This is a genomic window from Caldisphaera sp. (genome assembly GCF_023256325.1).
Classification (GTDB): Archaea; Thermoproteota; Thermoprotei_A; order Sulfolobales; family Acidilobaceae; genus Caldisphaera.
Map to the genome: position 1 here is coordinate 48,679 of NZ_JAGDXI010000040.1, position 16,705 is coordinate 65,383.

General features: G+C 30.7%; 20 protein-coding genes, 1 tRNA gene and 1 other RNA gene. 7 read left to right on the plus strand and 15 right to left on the minus strand.

Annotation, left to right across the window (positions count from 1 at the left end; all coding sequences use genetic code 11):
* Window position 1 precedes the first annotated feature (1 nt).
* Window positions 2–382, minus strand: coding sequence for a heavy metal-binding domain-containing protein (locus Q0C16_RS05680; protein WP_292320321.1), 381 nt, complete (start codon window positions 380–382; stop codon window positions 2–4).
* Window positions 383–504: 122 nt separating this feature from the next.
* Here Q0C16_RS05680 and Q0C16_RS05685 point away from each other — a divergent pair, with 122 nt between their 5' ends.
* Window positions 505–678: a hypothetical protein gene (locus Q0C16_RS05685; RefSeq protein ID WP_292320323.1), complete on the plus strand. Its 174-nt coding sequence runs from the start codon at window positions 505–507 to the stop codon at window positions 676–678.
* 317 nt (window positions 679–995) lie between these two features.
* Here the strand turns inward: Q0C16_RS05685 and Q0C16_RS05690 are convergent, their stop codons facing one another.
* From Q0C16_RS05690 to ffs, 12 genes are all read right to left on the minus strand, one after another.
* Window positions 996–1,259: a DUF131 domain-containing protein gene (locus tag Q0C16_RS05690; RefSeq protein WP_292320325.1), complete on the minus strand. Its 264-nt coding sequence runs from the start codon at window positions 1,257–1,259 to the stop codon at window positions 996–998.
* A 35-nt stretch (window positions 1,260–1,294) separates the two neighbouring features.
* On the minus strand, window positions 1,295–1,681 hold the full coding sequence (locus tag Q0C16_RS05695; RefSeq protein ID WP_292320327.1) for a Trm112 family protein: 387 nt from the start codon (window positions 1,679–1,681) through the stop codon (window positions 1,295–1,297).
* Between the two features lie 5 nt (window positions 1,682–1,686).
* Window positions 1,687–3,057, minus strand: coding sequence for a phosphoglucosamine mutase (gene glmM, locus Q0C16_RS05700; RefSeq protein WP_292320328.1), 1,371 nt, complete (start codon window positions 3,055–3,057; stop codon window positions 1,687–1,689).
* A 47-nt stretch (window positions 3,058–3,104) separates the two neighbouring features.
* Window positions 3,105–3,755 (minus strand): hypothetical protein, encoded by a 651-nt coding sequence (locus tag Q0C16_RS05705; protein WP_292320330.1) that lies wholly within the window; start codon window positions 3,753–3,755, stop codon window positions 3,105–3,107.
* Window positions 3,743–4,633 (minus strand): hypothetical protein, encoded by an 891-nt coding sequence (locus tag Q0C16_RS05710; RefSeq protein WP_292320332.1) that lies wholly within the window; start codon window positions 4,631–4,633, stop codon window positions 3,743–3,745. The genes Q0C16_RS05705 and Q0C16_RS05710 overlap by 13 nt, the downstream gene beginning before the upstream one ends.
* Before the next feature lie 80 nt (window positions 4,634–4,713).
* Window positions 4,714–5,769, minus strand: coding sequence for a tRNA (guanine-N1)-methyltransferase (locus tag Q0C16_RS05715; protein ID WP_292320333.1), 1,056 nt, complete (start codon window positions 5,767–5,769; stop codon window positions 4,714–4,716).
* A 2-nt stretch (window positions 5,770–5,771) separates the two neighbouring features.
* Window positions 5,772–6,470: a ribonuclease HII gene (rnhB, locus tag Q0C16_RS05720; RefSeq protein ID WP_292320334.1), complete on the minus strand. Its 699-nt coding sequence runs from the start codon at window positions 6,468–6,470 to the stop codon at window positions 5,772–5,774.
* Between the two features lie 66 nt (window positions 6,471–6,536).
* Window positions 6,537–6,971 (minus strand): iron-sulfur cluster assembly protein, encoded by a 435-nt coding sequence (locus Q0C16_RS05725; protein WP_292320335.1) that lies wholly within the window; start codon window positions 6,969–6,971, stop codon window positions 6,537–6,539.
* A 227-nt stretch (window positions 6,972–7,198) separates the two neighbouring features.
* A complete protein-coding gene (locus Q0C16_RS05730; RefSeq protein ID WP_292320337.1) occupies window positions 7,199–8,008 on the minus strand; it encodes a nicotinamide mononucleotide deamidase-related protein in 810 nt (269 codons plus the stop codon).
* A gap of 89 nt (window positions 8,009–8,097) precedes the next feature.
* Window positions 8,098–8,171 (minus strand) — tRNA-Ala (locus Q0C16_RS05735).
* A 53-nt stretch (window positions 8,172–8,224) separates the two neighbouring features.
* Entirely contained in the window at window positions 8,225–9,640 is a 1,416-nt protein-coding gene (locus Q0C16_RS05740; RefSeq protein WP_292320338.1) for an MFS transporter, read from the minus strand.
* Window positions 9,641–9,753: 113 nt separating this feature from the next.
* Window positions 9,754–10,059: signal recognition particle sRNA (gene ffs / locus Q0C16_RS05745), an RNA gene on the minus strand.
* Window positions 10,060–10,160: 101 nt separating this feature from the next.
* Between ffs and Q0C16_RS05750 the strand changes: the two genes are divergently transcribed.
* From Q0C16_RS05750 to Q0C16_RS05770, 5 genes are read left to right on the plus strand one after another with little or no spacing between them, the layout of a single operon-like run.
* The gene (locus tag Q0C16_RS05750; RefSeq protein ID WP_367117919.1) at window positions 10,161–11,012 is read left to right on the plus strand and encodes an ABC transporter ATP-binding protein; all 852 of its coding nucleotides are present in this window, start codon (window positions 10,161–10,163) and stop codon (window positions 11,010–11,012) included.
* Complete coding sequence (locus Q0C16_RS05755; RefSeq protein WP_292320379.1) at window positions 10,990–11,733, plus strand: ABC transporter permease; 744 nt, start codon at window positions 10,990–10,992, stop codon at window positions 11,731–11,733. Before Q0C16_RS05750 ends, Q0C16_RS05755 begins: the two co-directional genes overlap by 23 nt.
* 1 nt (window position 11,734) lies before the next feature.
* Window positions 11,735–12,484: a hypothetical protein gene (locus Q0C16_RS05760; protein WP_292320342.1), complete on the plus strand. Its 750-nt coding sequence runs from the start codon at window positions 11,735–11,737 to the stop codon at window positions 12,482–12,484.
* Between the two features lie 41 nt (window positions 12,485–12,525).
* The gene (locus Q0C16_RS05765) at window positions 12,526–13,716 is read left to right on the plus strand and encodes an MFS transporter (protein ID WP_292320344.1); all 1,191 of its coding nucleotides are present in this window, start codon (window positions 12,526–12,528) and stop codon (window positions 13,714–13,716) included.
* 39 nt (window positions 13,717–13,755) lie between these two features.
* Entirely contained in the window at window positions 13,756–14,550 is a 795-nt protein-coding gene (locus Q0C16_RS05770; protein WP_292320346.1) for an inositol monophosphatase family protein, read from the plus strand.
* Window positions 14,551–14,557: 7 nt separating this feature from the next.
* Here the strand turns inward: Q0C16_RS05770 and Q0C16_RS05775 are convergent, their stop codons facing one another.
* The gene (locus Q0C16_RS05775) at window positions 14,558–15,625 is read right to left on the minus strand and encodes a pelota-like protein (protein ID WP_292320348.1); all 1,068 of its coding nucleotides are present in this window, start codon (window positions 15,623–15,625) and stop codon (window positions 14,558–14,560) included.
* 126 nt (window positions 15,626–15,751) lie between these two features.
* Between Q0C16_RS05775 and Q0C16_RS05780 the strand changes: the two genes are divergently transcribed.
* Window positions 15,752–16,420, plus strand: a complete 669-nt coding sequence (locus Q0C16_RS05780) for a V-type ATP synthase subunit D (RefSeq protein WP_292320349.1) — start codon at window positions 15,752–15,754, stop codon at window positions 16,418–16,420.
* Here the strand turns inward: Q0C16_RS05780 and Q0C16_RS05785 are convergent.
* Window positions 16,398–16,649, minus strand: coding sequence for a hypothetical protein (locus tag Q0C16_RS05785; RefSeq protein ID WP_292320351.1), 252 nt, complete (start codon window positions 16,647–16,649; stop codon window positions 16,398–16,400). The two genes, Q0C16_RS05780 and Q0C16_RS05785, sit on opposite strands and share 23 nt — an antisense overlap.
* Window positions 16,650–16,705 lie beyond the last annotated feature (56 nt).

Consider the following 16,705-nt stretch of genomic DNA (forward strand, 5'->3'; position numbering starts at 1 on the left):
TTTATTCTATTTTGTATTTATTATCAATATCTTTTTGATCAGGTTCTATGATGACTGCAGTACCATATGCGATAATTTCATCCATAGTTTCGGCTATTTCGTTAGAATCCAACCTGAAACTTATCACAGCATTAGCTCCTAGACTTTTGGCATGATTTATCATTCTTTCAATTGCTTGGATCCTCGATTGTTCTGACATTTCTGTAAATTCTTTAATTTCTCCTCCTGCCAAGCTTCTTAGGCTTGCTAGAAATCTACCCCCCAAACCTCTAGATCTAACAGTAATACCTAAGCTAATGCCTAATATTTTTGTAATTTTATATCCAGGGACATAAGGCATTGTAGAAACCATTACGTCTTTATTCACGTCAGATACGCTCATTAACTTCACCCTATTTTGTTTTTAAAACTTTAGGATAAATTCTTTTCTTATATGTATTTACAATAAAAGTATAAATTTCCATTCATTTATTAAATTTAAACAGAAGTCTTAGGTGGTATGCGATGTCATCTATTAATGAAAGCAAAGAAAAACTAGAAAATGAATATACTAAGCAACTTCAGGATAAATTTAATGAAAGCAAAGAAAAACTAGAAAATGAATATAAAAAGAAATTAGATGAATTAAAAAATAAGTATGATTTATTGGTTGAAGAATTCGGAAAGAGGTTATCTTAATAAAAAATTTTCACGGTTAAAGAACGTAATATAATAATTTATAAATTAAGTTGGTTGTATATTTTTGCAGTTGATATAAAGTTTCTATTAAGTAAAACTTTTATATCTGTTCCATAGATCCGAATTTCCCAAACATTATTTGGCTAAACAAAAAGAACTTAAGTCAATTAATGAAAGAAAACATGATCTCTTCAATAATATACAAAAAGCTATAAATAATATATAAGCAGGTAAAGGGATTAAAATATTAATAATAAAAGAATTTACCCCCAAAGTATTATAGAATGTTAATCCTCAAAATAGGGAAAGCTTAGATATTATTTAATGACCATTCCTTTTCCTATTATCATGAATACAATTGCTAATGCCATAAGTACAATAGCCAGTATTATTGCGATTGTTACAGCTTTCCATGAACTTCCAAAAATAATTGGGATCGGGCCTATCATTATCACTCCTCCTACTTCAGTTTTTTGATTGCTTTGTTGTGTAGATGAGTAAATAGCGCCTACAAATATTATTACAAACCCAATTATTATTAATATAAACCCTATTGTTAACCATGTAGCAAAGTTTGGCATTTGGCTCACCAAATAATTTTCTTTAACCAAAGCTTTTATTTTTCATTTAATTCTGGTATCTTCATTAAACTCTTTATGTTAGATGGAATTTTATTTAAATATTTTTTCAAAAATTCAACATCCTCATGATATTTTCTGTATTTGTCATTCAACATCCTTGGTATTCCATCTATTATTGGATACCATCTTCCACAATTTTTACAAATAATTACACCGTCTATTACATCAAGGTTTACGCATTTTCTACAAACATCTAGAGAGACTTCATTAGCAGGTTTTCTTTGATATGAGCACTTTTCTTTGCATTTTATTTTTTCCACATCTAAATCAACTTTGTCTTCTTTCACATCAAGTTCGTGAAGTATTAGATCATCACTTTTACATTCAGGGCATGCAAGTAATTCGAAAAAATAATATCTCATTTATTTCACCTTATGCATTTTTCTTTTATAAGTTTCACTGTATCATTAACTATTTCTTCAACTTTCTTTGGGCTTTTTGCTTCACCAAAAATTCTGAGTAGAGGCTCAGTACCACTTGGTCTAACTAATAGCCAAAAATCATCGCCAAACACTTTAACTCCATCTATTGTTAAAATCCTGTATGATGAATATTTTTCTTTAACTGCTTCTACTCCACATGAAGCTTGTTCTTTATTTGCAGTTATTTTGGTCTTAATCGGATAATATTGTGGTAGTTTATCATAAAGATTTGCTAGACTCTCATTATATTCAGATAACATATAGAGAGTTAAAGCAATTGTCATTGCACCATCTCTAACAATATGATGAGGAACATGCATATATCCTCCATTATCCTCAAATCCGCTTATTGCGTCTTTTCTCTTACTTATTTCTCTAGCAATTGTAACGCTCCCAACAGGTGTCCATCCAACTTCAATCCCTTTTGGCTTTAAATATTCTTCAACCAAATTGCTGCTTGAAATAGATGTATAGGTTTTTTTGTTATAGTTTTTCCATATCTTGGTAGAGAATTCTGTTAATAAAGCACCAGTTCTATCTCCCCATTGAATTCTTCCATTATTATCTAATACCATTGCTCTGTCTGCATCACCATCATGCGCAAAACCAGCATCTGCTTTAACTAAAGTAATATAACTCATAGTATTTTGTAAGGTATCGGCATTAGGCTCTGGATTTCTTCCAGGAAAATAAGGATCTAAATTACAATTTAATGTATAAGCTTTCACTCCTAATTTTCTTAATAATAAGGGAGCAGTCAAAGAGCCAACACTATTTGCACAATCGATAACGACCCTAAAGTTCTTTTTGGCAATTTTTTCTACATCAACTTGACTTAATACTCCATCTATATATAAATCGATTATATTTTCTTTAATTTTAACCTCATTATCAAATGACCTCCATTCCATTTTAGATGAATAATTATTAAAGTAGTAGTTTTCTATTATATCTTCATTTTCATGAGGTATTTCTATGCCATCATTTGATATAACCTTTATACCGTTGTATTCTGGCGGATTATGGCTAGCAGTTATCATAACTCCACCATCAAAGCCTAAAGATTTAATACCAAATTGTAATGCTGGAGTAGGTAAGAGGCCTGAATCATATACCTTTACGCCTTCTGCCAATAGACCAGAAGTTAATGATCTTAATATCATATCTCCCCCAAGTCTAACATCTCTTCCTATTAATAATCTTGAACCTTTTCCAAAATAGGCGCCAATAGCATGACCCATTCTTAGCGAAAATTCTGGTGTCATTAGATCGCCTACAATCCCTCTAACTCCATCAGTTCCAAAAAGCTTTGCCATTTTTGCATCCCCAATTTTAATTCCTGTTTTAGGTTAATTTATTTTCTTTAAAAAATTCCCATCTCCATTAATTTTGATGATATAGCGCATGTAATATCCCATGCTTTTAATTTTAGTCCTTTATATAATCTAGCCTTTTTATATGCAATTTTATTGATTTCCTGTTTAAAATCTCCATGAGCAAAAGCCCCTATTCCTATTGTTAATCCTTCTTTTATAGCAATATTAATTACCCCTTCTACATTGAAATCCTCTCCATTTTCACTTAACAATAAAATTTTTCGATTTTTAACAAATTCATTTAAATTTTTTGATACCAAAAAAATTAAAGGATCTTCTGATTCTGGAGGGACTTTGTTATATTTTAGGAGTTGTGCCATTAGCCCCTTAAATCTATCGTAATTTTTTGGTATTCTTATATTGTTATTAAATTTGTATACTCTATCATCATAGACATGCATGTAAACATTTACATACCCATTCGTTACAAAAGGCTTTTCCAAAATATTTAATAAAGAATAATGTATTATATCAGGTCTACCTCTTTTGGAAAAATCTCTAAGCTTGAGCATATTTTTATAGTGTATGTTAATATCTAGGATTTCATTATATGTTTTTGTTTTTTTACCAGATCCCTTAATTTCTTTTGGAATAGTTTCTAATGAACTTTCTAGAAATATTATATCTATTTTTTCCAAAGTTCTTTCCTCCTTGCTTCTAATTGCTGAACCTCATATCCCATAAATTCAGCAGCTGTTAATAATGAAACGTTATTTTCCTTTGCAACTTTGTAATGATCTTTTAATATTTCTTTGTATCTAGTATCTCTTAGTAAATGATGGTCTGCTATAATTATATTTGCAACTTTATTTTCTATAACTTTTTTCAAATTTTCTAAACCTTTTTCAACAGATTCCTGAGAAACTTTATATCCTGCAAAATACGTAGGTGGGCCGCTTAATATTAAAAGTTCTGCCCCCTTCCATTCAATTAGCTTTTCTAGTGCTTCTTCATTTCCAGGTCCTTGTATATCGCTACCAAATATTATTGATTTATCATTGCAAAGAATTCTTACCATGACTAGTTTTCCAACTTTAGTTTTCTCTTCACCATGCCACAATGCTTTGGAAAATTCAAGGGTAATATTATCAATTTTATATGAATTTCCATCAGCTATGTTTATTTCGGCATTTTCTTCTACTTTATTTTCTTTTAAAAATACTTTAGCTCTAAAATATTGACTTCTATTGATGTTTTTGTTAGGATCTTTTATAAATAACTTTTTTCCAAAATAAAGACCTGGTTTTTCTTTAATATAATGGTCGTAATGATAATGTGTTATAATTATAATATCAGATATTTTTAAATTTTCTTCAATTTGGTTTAATGTCTCATTTAACTTATTTATTTCTATTTCATGAGGTGGAAGACCATATCTTCTAGGTGCTAAAGATGCCCCTAGATCTATCCCTATATTTTTCCCGCATACATTAACAAATGTTGCTAATGATCTAACACCAAGGCTATCAGAACCAATTATAGAAACCTTAAATTCATTTAAATTAATACTTTTCAACTCAATTCCCTTTCTTATATTGGATCGATAATTAAAAATTTTATATGAATTTTTATCAACATTAATATCCTAAAATAATATTATCCTCTTACTTCTATATGGGCTCTTTTAGCGGCTTCCAAATATTCATCATAATTTAATGGAAGCCAAGATTTTAATTTATTAAAATCTTCCTTTGTTACAAATCTAACTCCTCCCTCTTCTTTAGCATCTTTAATTATTTCTCTATAAGCTCTTGATATTCTATCTTTTTTAGTCATTGTTGAAATAATTGCTTTTGTGATATCACCATTGTATATATATCTAGTTTTTAACAGAATTTCTATAATTCTATTAATTCTTTCTGGAACACCTATTACTGAGCCTTTTAGCTCTAATCTTCTTGGAATTCCCCAAGGAACTAAACTATCAAGCATACGACTCATTCCAGGCCTAGGTATTTTATCAACTATCCCTCCGATAAGGAAAGCATCTGCAGTTAAAACATCTTCAGGTTTTAATGCGTTAGGTGCGTCAGGCCTTAATATTATTACCTTGTCTGCATCAAATCCCCATAGTATTTCACTAGGCCTTGCGTTTGATATAGATACTTTGTTATAACCTAAGACCTCTAAAATCCATTTGCTCGTTTCCTCATCTGTACCTGTAATTGCCAGGTGAGAATCCCATAAGTATTCTCTTAGAACTGATAAGCTTATACCTATTTGTAATCTAAGTTTTGCTAATTCTTCAGGTGTATGTATGAATTTCATACTCATGTCTATTACAAATAATGGCAATGGAGGTTGAGGAAGGAAATCAAGAAGGGATCTCCAAGATAATGATTTTATACTGGGATTAACCTTTCTACTTATAACTACGTCAGCTTTTTCTTGGCCATTTGAATATAGAACTATTTTTTTGCTTCCTCTCCATTCCTGAGAATAAATTTCCTTGCCATGATAACTTTCATCTTCTATAAAAGAATATTCTCTAACTAAAGTTTCAGTAGCTAAGTATTGGAAACCAAGCCTTGTTAATCTATCAAGTTCCAGCCATTCCCTAGACCCTATTTTAGAATAACCATAATTATCCATAAATTTAAGTAGCGCTTCAAATGGCCTATTGTTTACAGCTGATTTGCTCGTTTCTTCCACCTCTATTTCATAAATTCTTGCAGAGATTTTGAAGTTCTTTTACTTTTCTTAATATAGAATTCTGTGCCTTTTAGCGTTTCCCATGAGTACCTTATATATTCTGGCTTCTTCCCTTTTTTCAATTCTGAAAGCACATAATTAACTGTTTCTTGATCAGATGGATAGCCACTTCCCTTAATGCCATACATTTTTCTCAGTATATCTAATCTTCTGTCCCTAATTACCTTAGCTATTATACTTGCTGCAGAAACAACTAAGTAATTAACATCGGCCTTAGGTTCAACAATTAAATTTCCCTTAAATCCCATTTGTTTTAATTTTATATGCAAGATCCTTAAGTTACCAAATTTATCTATTATTATAGAACTAACATTGCTTAAGTTTCCAATTTGTTTCTTTAAGTTCAATATATTTTGCAAAGCGGCTTTTTCCTCCAATATATTTATATTGTTTTTGTCTAGATCTGACGGTTTTATAGGTGTTACAGAAAACTTTCCATTTCTTATTAAAATTTCGTAGAGCATTTCTCTTTGATTTGGTGTAAGTGCTTTGCTATCCTTAACTCCAATCTCTTTCAGAAAAATTAGATTATTTTCTAATATGGCATATGATCCAACCATTAATTCTCCAATAAGACTGCCTCTTCCTGCTTCATCGATTCCTATAATCCAATTATTTTTAATTGCCATTCTTTGTCCCAATAATTTAAAATTGGCAAAAATTTTATATATATTGGTCTTTTCTATTAATGTTAATAATTGAAATAATTATTGGCCAGATTGAGCATATTGGGAGTTTTTCTTCCATTCTTCAACAACATCATATCCATAGACTTCTTTTAATAATTCTCTTCCTTCCTCGCTTACCATATCAGGATTCCAAGGAGGTTCAAACGTTACTTCTATATCTATATTATCATCAACATCAGGTATTCTATCTTTTATAGCTTCTTCAACAAATGCTAATATTGAACCTGTAACTGGGCAACCAATTGCTGTTAGAGTCATAATAATAGTTATTTTCGGTTTGTTATCAACATATTTAGCTTCTATTTGATAAATTAAACCTAAATCATAAACATTAACTGGAATTTCTGGATCATATACTTCTTTTAATGCTTCCTCAACCTTCCTTATTAGTTTCTCATCTCCAGATACTTCTAAATTTGGCGGCCTCTTGCTTGACTTTACTTGCTCTGACATATTTATTACCCTTGTTATTATTGTTAAGGAGAGTTAAAAATTAAAGTTAATATTTAGTTTAGATTTTATTTTTATAAATTTTATAAATTATGTAAAACGATATATATGGTGAGGCTAACATTGTTAAAACTCCTGTCCAAAACAATGCGTTGTTATTATAATATTTATTTAATATGATTAAAAAAGCTCCAAAAAGTGCTATAACTAATGTTAGTATTATTTGTTGGTTAACAATACTCCTCAGATATTTTTCCCTTGAGTTTTTCTGCTTGTTCTTTGACAATTTTTAAAGCACTCTCCGCAATTTCTTTTGCTTTATTTTTATCTTTATCGGATGCAAGTACTTTGATTTCTAGTATTGGACCTCCAACTTCTATTCCTTTAGGATGGCTTTTTATATATAAATTAGAGAATTTTTTATCGACTTGCTCAAGTATTGGGGCTAATGAAGACTCAGGAACTCCCTCAACTTTGAATCCGCATTCAATAACTGAAATAGGAGGTATAATCTTTTTGATTCTATCAATAACCTCTTCTTCAAATATTGCTTCCATTTCCTTAGGAACTCCAGGTAATGAAATAATTATTTTTCCATTTATTTCTAGATAAGATCCAGGCGCTGTTCCTGCTGAATTTTTCAAAGGGATAGCTCCTTCAGGCATGTATGCCATTTTTTCTCTTTCTTTAGTCATGGGTAAGTTACCTTTTGAAAACTTCATAGATATCATGTTTAGCGCTTCGCTGTTTAAAACAAGATTTCTTTTAGTAGCTTTAGCAACTGCTTCTAATGTTTTATCGTCATAAGTTGGACCTAACCCTCCAGTTGTTATAATAATATTTGCATATTTTAATCCTCTTTCCAGTTCTTCAACAATCTCATCTATTATATCAGGAACAGTTATAATTCTGGTTACGTTTATTCCCAAGAAAGTTAATTGTTTAGCGATCCAAGAAGCATTTGTATTAACAATTCTTCCAATTAACAATTCATTTCCAATCGATAAAATCCAAGCTTTCATATTGCTGTTTACTGACATTTACACCCCTTTTATTTAATAATAATGTCATTTGTTTATATCTTTTTAGAATTATTGACAGTAAAAATTTAAATGCCAGACCGGTCAAATGGACCGGCCGGGATTTGAACCCGGGGCCTCTCGGATGCCAACCGAGCGCTCTTCCAGTCTGAGCTACCGGCCCTCAAATTACATTTTACAAAGAGGGTTTTATAAATATAAGCATTCTATTTAAAATTATTTCTTGTTTCTTAAAGCAGAAAGAATTGCGCCAATGCCTATTATTATTGAAGATATTAAATAAAGTCTTCTAAGGCCCAGTAAGAATAATTCCGATGAGATTTCAAAACTTGATATTTGTAATCCTGTAAATATTGAAGATAAAATGTTGTGCGGCACAAAAGAAGAAACTATTAAGCTTGCAACAGCTAAGCTCAAGGATTGTCCTAAAAATCTCATCATATTTAATGTTCCAGAAGCAACTCCTAATTTATCCCTGCTTACAGATCCCATTACGGCACTTGTGTTTGGCGATGAAAACAATCCCATACCAATCCCTATAAGAATCATTCTTAATGATATATCTATAATACCTGCTTTTGTACCTAATGGTATAAACAATAAAAGGCCAATCATAATTAAAATCATACCAAGAGTCGCTAATATTCTAGATCCAATTATATCAGACAACCATCCACTTATGGGAGAAATTATTACCATAGATATGGATAATGATATTAGGGCCAAGCTAGTTAGTAATGGTGAAAAGTTGAGGATTCTTTGCATATAAAAAGATATAAAGAAAGATAGGTAGAAATAACCAGTATAATTTAACAGTGCTGCCATATTACCTGCAGTGAACATAATGTTGTTTTTTAATAAGCTTACGTCCAATATAGACAATTCTTTATAATGGTTTTCATATAAAATAAATAGGCCAAAAATAATTAAACCTACTAATGAAATAAATATTGAAAAAGAGTTCCATCCTATAAAAGATCCATAAGTTATACCATAGATAATGCTAAGTAGACTGGATATTAATAATATAGATCCTACATAATCCATTTTAATACTTGATCTGATTTCAGGTTCTTTTAAATAAATTATTGATAAAATATAACCGATTAATGATAACGGGACAGTAACAAAAAATATATATCTCCATGTTGTTACGCTTACTATTAATCCGCCAATAACAGGACCTATGGTTGTTCCTAAATAAACGGCAAAGGACCATATACCAAATGCTCTTCCTCTCATATTAGCTGGATAAGTTTCTGTTATTATTGCCCCTCCTACAGCTAAAATAAATGATGCTCCAATTCCTTGTATTACTCTCCAAAAATCGAGCTCTATACCATTTAATGATAAACCACTCATTATAGTTCCTATAGTAAAAATTAGATATCCATTTGTGAACAAGGGCTTTCTTCCTTTAATATCTGAAAGCTTACCTAAAGGGAGCAATAGAGCTGTTAAAGCCAAAAGGTACCCTAAAGGAACCCAAATTGTCTCAACATAGCTCATGTTTAAGCTCTTTGATATAACAGGTAACGATACGCTAACGATAGTGCTATCTAAGGGAGTTAATATTGCAGCAAAAGAAGTTATGAATGAAACTATCCATAGATATCTTTTACTTGGATTCATTTTTCCGCCTTAATTATGTTTGTCACATATATAACTAACAAATATAGGAATATTAAACTATTTTTCATAAGAAATTTTATATGAAAAATAAATTAATGTTATTATATTTTTGATGTGCGGCTTCTTGTTAAGTTACCAAACGTGATAGAGGTTTTAACCCCCATGGTAAATCTTCTCCGCATGCCGTGAACGTTTGCATTCGGGCACAGGTTGCTCCCTTCCGGGCCTGGCCAGGTTCTCCCGATTAGGGTTGTAGGCATCTGTCCTCCGACAGACCCCCAACCTATGCAAACTCCACGGAGCGGAGTTCATCTTACTATGGGGACCTTCTATCACGTTTGGTAACTTAACAAGATTACTGGTCCCGCGTTACGCCTTCGGAGTTAAAGGGTGGCGAGCCCTCCAACCCTACCCGCACGCTTATATATGTTAACAATTTAATGATAAAAAGCTTATTGAATATAGCTCAAAAAATATATATTGTAAAAATAAATATTCAATGGGGGCTAAATTGAGTAACATAATAGAAACAGAAAAACTGACTAAAATCTATAATAATGGAGTAAAAGCATTAGATGAGCTTGATTTGACTTTGAATTCAAGGATATCATGTATAATAGGTAGAAATGGAGCAGGTAAGACAACGCTAGTTAAAATTCTTTCAACTCAATTGAAGCAAACCTCAGGAAATGCCAGAGTCTTAGGTTATGATGTTGTTAATGATAGGCATAAATTAAGGAAAATTATATGTAGCATTCCTCAAGAAGTCAAACCAGCTGGAATTTCATCCCCCTTGGAACATTTGGTTATGTATTTAACATCAAGAGGTTTTTCAATAAGAGAATCATTTAATTTAGCACGTATGGCTTTAAAAGAAATTGGTCTAGGAGAGTTTATGGAAACTCCTACAGATGAATTATCAGGAGGTATGAAAAGAAAGATCTTTGTTGCAATGGCATTAGCTTCTCAAGCTGATGTAATATTTTTAGACGAACCAACTGTAGGGTTAGATCCGATATCGAGGCTCGAAGTTTGGGGTGCTATAAGGAAACTTAAAGGGAATGTAATTTTAACAACACATTACATGGAAGAGGCGCAAACTCTATGTGACCAAATAGCTATAATAGATAAAGGGAAGGCGTTGAAAGTTGGTAACTTAAATGAATTGATGGAACCTTTAAAGGGAAAAGTAAGGGTTGAAGGTATAGGAGAAATAAGCATTGGAGATTTAAAGATCTCTTATTTAACCCCAGAGGAAGCAAAAGAAATAATAAGTAAGACAAATCTTAACAATGGAGTCAAGGTTTCTGTTAAACCCGTAAGCTTAGAGGATGTATTGATTTTAAGTGGTGTTGAGATTGAAGAAAGTTAAATTCAATTGGAGGTTTGTTCTAGCTTTTGTTTGGTTTTATGGTTATTCATCTATAAAAAGAGGATTTTATTATGTTCTTTCATATTTGGCTTTGCCTCTTTCTCTTATGTTCTTTATTTATATTGTTAGTAGAGGTCACTTAATTCAATATGCAATATTAGGTGGAATAATATCTATAATTACTGGAAATGCTTTAACAGCAATAGGAGATACGTCATTTTTTAAATTGGAATTGAAATTACAGGAGCTTTTAATAGCAGCTGATGTAACACCAATAGAGTACTTACTCGGTATGGGATTAGGAAATTTATTATATTCATTACCTGGTTTGCTTTTATATATTATTTTAGGGTTTGTTTATAATGTAATTAATTTGATATTTTTAGGATTAATAATATTAATTTCTATAATTGTTATGATTGCTGCCACGAGCTTAGCTTATATGACAGGCAGCAGAGTATCGCATATGAGAAACTCGTGGGGTGTTGGATCTTTTTTATCAGTCATATTAACTATGCTGCCACCTCTATATTATCCTTATACGTTTTTACCAAAATACGCAATTATACCACTTATGATATCTCCAGCTACTCCAGCATCAATTTTGTTGCAAATTTTTATGGTTAAAAGTAGTTTAAATTATGAGTTATTGCTGATATTATTGTTTGAAACATTAATATATTTGTTCTTGGCATTGAAAGTAGGAAAATGGGAGGAGTAATATGTGTAGGCTATTTATTTCGAACTCAAATAAAAACATGATAGAAGGTTTGTATAAATCATTGATTAAAGCATCAAAGAAAGATATTTTTTATAATGGGATAAAGCATAATACTGGATGGGGATATTATATTACAAATCCTGAAACTTCATTATATTATAAAAGCAGTAAACCAATATTTGATGATAAAGCATCAATTAATTTAATTGATGAATCAAAATATTATGCAATTTTTCATTCAAGACTAGCAGCTAAAGATCAGCCTGTAAGGGGTTTTATAGATTCCCATCCCTACTTGGTTCATACCCAAAACAGCTTAATTGTTTTGGCTCATAACGGTGTTGTAGATAAATATAAAATATCTAAAGAGGTTAATGTAAATCCAAAACTTTATACAGATAGTGAAGTATTAGGTCTTTTGTTTTCTAAGTTTGATAAAGATATAGATATGATTTTATATCAAACTAATAAATATATTAAAGATATTGGAGCATTTATTGGTACATTTAACGTAATAGCTATCAAAATTGATAGGTTTGATGAAAGCATTAGAATTTCTTCTGCATGCATTTCTGACTATCCTGAGGAAAATGAAAACAATTATAAAAAAATGGTGTTAATTAAAAACGAAAACGGTTCAGCTGCTATGTCTTCTACTGTTGCATATTATTACGGTCTCTTAGATGATTCTGGAAAAATAATAAGTAAAGATTCTATTATTTGTAAAAAAGGTGTGCCATATTTAATATAAAATATTTATATGTATTTCTTATAAATATAACCGGTGAAAAAATGCCAAATATAGAAGCCAAAAACGACTTCAAAAATTCGCTTAGCTATTTGGGTTTCATTAGGATTATGAGAAGTGTCTCTGCTGGTATCATATCGATAGTTTATCCCTATGTAGCTTTAAAATACCTTCATCTAAGTTTATCAACTTTAGGCATAATATATGCTTCTGCTGCTTTAGCTACAGCTTTATTTTCAATCATATTTGGCTATTTAGCAGATTTAATAGGTAGGAGGCACAGCCTTTTTTTATCTTCAATTTTATTAGTAATATCAATATTTGCATTATTAATTAAAATAAATTTTGCAACTGCAGTAATTTCAGCAATTCTTGGAGGCATAAGCAATACTGGGGCCATGGCTGGAGGTGGCATAGGAGGTTCAACAGCACCAATACAAAATGCATTAATTGCAGATTTCACATCAAGGAAAAATAGAACAACATTAATTTCTTTGTTTTCGTTTTTTGCAAATATAGCTGCTGCTGGAGGTACTTTATTAGGAGGAATATTTTCTTATAGATTTGAACTAGAATTAGCTCTATCTTTTAGTATAATTCCTTTAATCTTTGTGTATTTAATAAAAAGTCAAAATATCAGAGCAAAATCTATAAAAATGAAATCTAGTGGTATAACATTAAAATTTTCTATAACAGGTATATTAAATGGCCTATCAAGCGGTATCATAACTCCATTTCTTATACCTATTTTTATAGTATTATATGATGTCTCTAGAACAAATATGGGTATATATACAACAATAGCTTCTTTACTAGCCACTTTTTCAATGCTTTTAGCTCCGAAAATAGATAAAAGCATAGGATTCTTAAAAAGCATATACATAACAAGGGGTTTGACTATACCTTTAATGATAGTATTCCCCTTTATTAGGATATTACCTGTATCTTTAGGTATATACATCGTTTTCCCGGCATTAAGAGTAATAGCGATACCTATACAACAATCAGCTATGTTATCCATGGTTCCGCCAGAAGAAAGAGGAAGAATTTCTGGTATCAATCAAGGTTCAAGATTAGGATTTTCATCAATAGGAACATTTGTAGCATCCCCTTTCATGGACGAATCATTAATTATAATTCCTTTTATTTCTTATAGCGTAATTATGGCTTTGAACATCTACATGTATAAGAGGTTCTTTGGAGGAAAGAATGCAAACATATATGCTGCAGAATAAAATTTAAAGTCAAAATTCTTTTAAAAATGGGAGTAAAAGATGTACGATGGCGAAGAATTAAGAAAAATTATGATAGATGTTACATATCAATCTGTTAAGTATTTGAGGAAAAATTTTTGTAATAAAGATGAAATAAAATTAATTAAGGGAGAAACAATAAAGGCAGATTTAGAATCAGAAAAAATTATTGCGGAAGCATTGAGTAGTTACAGCATAGATTATAAAATTGTGACTGAAGAATCTAATGTGATAGGAAATGGTAAATATACATTTGTTTTAGATCCTTTGGATGGAAGTATCAATTATGAGAATTGCATACCTTGGAGTTCTGTCTCATTGGCAGTAATACCTCCAAATAAGAAAAAAGTAAGCAATTCTATTGCAGGCGTTGTATATCCAGTTTATTTTAATGGCGAACCATTTTCTTTTTCTAAGGGAAATGGTTGTTTCGAAGGTAACAATAAGATTGAAATTAATAAAGAAGAATCAAAAATCTTATTTGCTTATTTAGAAAAAGAAGAAGAGGCATTTAAACTTGCTAAGTTTATAACAAAAAGGCCGGGCTTAAAAATAAGGAGTTTAGGAAGTTCTGCTCTAGAATTAATTTATACTGGTCTTGGGAGATCATATGCTTTTATTGATTTGAGAGGTAAATTAAGGAATGTTGATGTTGCAGCTGCTATAGGGTTTATTAGAGAGTGTAATGGATTTGTTGTTAATTCAAAAGGAGAAGATTCAGATGTCGATGCAAATAATGTTAATGTGATAGGTGATGTAATAGCAACATTAAGTAGAAAAACTCTTGATTTTATTATAGATTCGATTAATGGCTAATTTAATATCAATTTTTAAAACTTTCTCTAGGAATTTTATATCTTAGTATTGCTATAACTCCACCAAAGTTAGATAATATGGGATAAACAATAGAGTCTTCTGTTACTATAACGACCTCAGCTCTAGTTTTCTCTGCATATTCAAGTATTTTTTCAGCAAGAGTCCTCTCATTATCGTCTATGCTATAAATAAGTTTGTCTAATATTACAATCTTATCAATAGCACCTAATTGCGCAACATTATATACTTCATTTAATGTATATGCTATCAAATCTCTGTCTTTTGATGCGAGCATCATAAATTCATCAAGAATTTCTTGAGATTTTATCGATGAAAATTCTTTTAATGCATCTATAATAGATTTCCTTCTTAAGACTTCATTAATACCAGCAATTCCACCATTAGAAACGTTATCTATTATTATCTTGACATTTACCATACTTTTTATTTTCTCTGATAATTTATCTTTCAAATTTCCTGGACCAGCAATAATTAAAACATTTGCTTTTTCTTTTGATAGGTAATTTATAATTCTATTGGCTAGATCATTTATTAATGAATCGACTTCATTTTCCCTATTAGGATCATCTTTTCCGCTGAGATATATACTGTTGCTTTCAATATTATAAACCCCTAGAGATGTTATGAGAGAAATAGCATATTCTTCATAATCAATAGCAACTATCAAACCTTTACCCTTTGGGCCACTCGATTTTAATTTGTTTATAGTTTTTTCATCCCATTCTTCTTGCCTTTCCAATACAATTTGCTGACCTAAAGAAATGTATGCGGATTGATGCCTTCCCTTTACTCCAAACCTTTCTGGACCTTCCTCTATGACTCCAAAAATTCTTAATTTGCCGGTTAAGGGTTGAAATTCGGCATTCTCTATCCTTAACTTTATATCTATTGGTTTTCTTTCTTTGCTTTTCGAATTTTTTGTTGAAACGTCTCTTAAAACTCTTGTATAAATATAATCTCCTTTTCTTAGTATAAGCATTAAGTTCCATAGATCTTCCTCACTCTCTGGTGTAATCACGATTTGGTTTTTCCCTTGGCCTAATTCTAGTTTCATAATTCATCATTTTTTATGTTATAATAAAAGATTAATAGTTTTTTTAAAATAATATTACTTTATAATAAATAACAATATTTAAAAACTTAAATATATTTGTTGCATTAAATAGCTGGGAGTTTAGAGTTGAGTGTAGATCCACGTAGAACTTTACCAACAAAAATAAACCTAATACGACTGAAAAGAGATTATGCTATGATAAAAAGAGTTAGGAAAGTGATGGAAGAAAAAAGGGAGGTATTATTACACTACATTAGAAGTACTGCTGAAGATTACAATAAATATCAAAATGAAGTTTTTAAAAATACAGTTGATTTATTCACAACTTATTATAGAGGCATGGCCAATGAAGGAATATCAAAAGTGAATTTGTATGCATCATCAGTTCCTGAAAGTTTTGTTATAAAAACGGGTATGAGGGTTTTATATTCAGTTAGAACACCAACTTTTACACCTAAAATGGAAACCCTCGCCATTCCTTCTCTCCCTCCAGGAAGTTCACCTGATTTAACTATATCTTATATAATGTTAAAGAATTTGCTTCCATCGATCCTTAATTTAGCAATGTATGAAGAAACCATATTAAGACTAATAGATGAACTCAAGGAAACTCAAAGGCTAATAAATGCTTTAGATTATGTTATATTGCCTAGTTACATTAAAACTATAAAGTATATAACAGCAGTATTGGATGAACGTATGAGAGAGGACTTTGTTAGATTAAAGATACTTAAAAGAAAACGCATTTTGCTAGAAGAAAAATCTAAGGTAGTTATGGAACAACAATACCGATAATTATTAACACTACTCCTAGTGCTAGTAGCAACTTTAAAAACCCTGATGGTGTTAAATTCCATGTAGCTTTGAAAGCTTTAGCTAACATTATTATAACTCCTGCAATTACAAAAGTTAACAGTATTGCTAATCCAGCAAAAGCTATGTAATAGCTGACACCATTTACTGGTAATCCTGGTATATGAGATACGATTGAACTAAACACCTGTTGTAAAGCTTGAAGAGACATATCTATACCACCTTCACTAATTAACTATACAAAATAAAAACTTAGAGGTTAATACG

What these genes read in the sequence shown, in the direction of transcription:
- Q0C16_RS05775 (WP_292320348.1), bottom strand. Translation starts at nt 15,625, where the DNA reads ATGAAACTAGAATTAGGCCAAGGGAAAAACCAAATCGTGATTACACCA.
- Q0C16_RS05765 (WP_292320344.1), top strand. Translation starts at nt 12,526, where the DNA reads ATGCCAAATATAGAAGCCAAAAACGACTTCAAAAATTCGCTTAGCTAT.
- glmM (WP_292320328.1), bottom strand. Translation starts at nt 3,057, where the DNA reads ATGGCAAAGCTTTTTGGAACTGATGGAGTTAGAGGGATTGTAGGCGAT.
- Q0C16_RS05785 (WP_292320351.1), bottom strand. Translation starts at nt 16,649, where the DNA reads ATGTCTCTTCAAGCTTTACAACAGGTGTTTAGTTCAATCGTATCTCAT.
- Q0C16_RS05690 (WP_292320325.1), bottom strand. Translation starts at nt 1,259, where the DNA reads ATGCCAAACTTTGCTACATGGTTAACAATAGGGTTTATATTAATAATA.
- Q0C16_RS05770 (WP_292320346.1), top strand. Translation starts at nt 13,756, where the DNA reads ATGTACGATGGCGAAGAATTAAGAAAAATTATGATAGATGTTACATAT.
- Q0C16_RS05730 (WP_292320337.1), bottom strand. Translation starts at nt 8,008, where the DNA reads ATGTCAGTAAACAGCAATATGAAAGCTTGGATTTTATCGATTGGAAAT.
- Q0C16_RS05695 (WP_292320327.1), bottom strand. Translation starts at nt 1,681, where the DNA reads ATGAGATATTATTTTTTCGAATTACTTGCATGCCCTGAATGTAAAAGT.
- Q0C16_RS05680 (WP_292320321.1), bottom strand. Translation starts at nt 382, where the DNA reads ATGAGCGTATCTGACGTGAATAAAGACGTAATGGTTTCTACAATGCCT.
- Q0C16_RS05740 (WP_292320338.1), bottom strand. Translation starts at nt 9,640, where the DNA reads ATGAATCCAAGTAAAAGATATCTATGGATAGTTTCATTCATAACTTCT.
- Q0C16_RS05685 (WP_292320323.1), top strand. Translation starts at nt 505, where the DNA reads ATGTCATCTATTAATGAAAGCAAAGAAAAACTAGAAAATGAATATACT.
- Q0C16_RS05760 (WP_292320342.1), top strand. Translation starts at nt 11,735, where the DNA reads ATGTGTAGGCTATTTATTTCGAACTCAAATAAAAACATGATAGAAGGT.
- Q0C16_RS05725 (WP_292320335.1), bottom strand. Translation starts at nt 6,971, where the DNA reads ATGTCAGAGCAAGTAAAGTCAAGCAAGAGGCCGCCAAATTTAGAAGTA.